The organism is Vibrio sp. 2130-1 (genome assembly GCF_033339515.1).
This window is the reverse complement of sequence record NZ_JAWOUT010000364.1, coordinates 1-649: the sequence shown is the minus strand read 5'-3', so window position 1 is coordinate 649 and position 649 is coordinate 1. Positions and strand designations below refer to the sequence as shown.

The following is a 649-nucleotide window of genomic DNA, read 5'->3' as shown; positions in this document are numbered from 1 at the left end:
AGGCAGTTTTGCATGCTCGGTCATTACCGCCATCACTTCGCAAAACACACAAGGCGTTTCTGCCATTTTCCCTATCCCACTTGATCACGTTGAAAGCCAACTCGATGCGGTGTTTACCGATCTCAATATTGTGGCGGTAAAAGTCGGCATGCTGGCGGATTCGAACATCATCAAAGTGGTGGCCAGCAAGATCAGACAGTACCAGCCTAAACATCTTGTGATAGATCCCGTCATGGTCGCCACCAGCGGCGATTTGCTACTTGAGCAATCAGCAATCAGCACATTAAAAGAAGAACTAATTCCTCTGGCAGACATCATCACTCCTAACCTGCCAGAGGGTGCAGCACTGACAGGTAAGCCTGTACCTCAATCTGAGGCAGAAATGAGTGACATGATTGACGACCTTCGTGCGCTTGGTGCCAAAGCCATTCTGCTCAAAGGCGGTCACCTTGAAGAAGATGAAAACAGCAACGATCTGCTGATCATGCAAAACAGTGCCGAGTTAATCAGCGCCAAGCGTTTCCCAACCCAAAACACCCACGGTACGGGCTGTACACTGTCTTCCGCTATTGCGTCTTACCTTGGTCAAGGCAACAACCTGCACAAAGCCGTGCATTTAGGAAAACAGTACATCAGCCAAGCCATCGCT

Annotated in this window: 1 protein-coding gene; it reads left to right on the top strand. The window is 49.5% G+C overall.

Going from position 1 to position 649, the window contains the following annotated elements; all coding sequences use genetic code 11:
• On the top strand, nucleotides 1-649 hold a 649-nt coding region (gene thiD, locus R7Q09_RS26260), incomplete at both ends, for a bifunctional hydroxymethylpyrimidine kinase/phosphomethylpyrimidine kinase (RefSeq protein WP_318143956.1).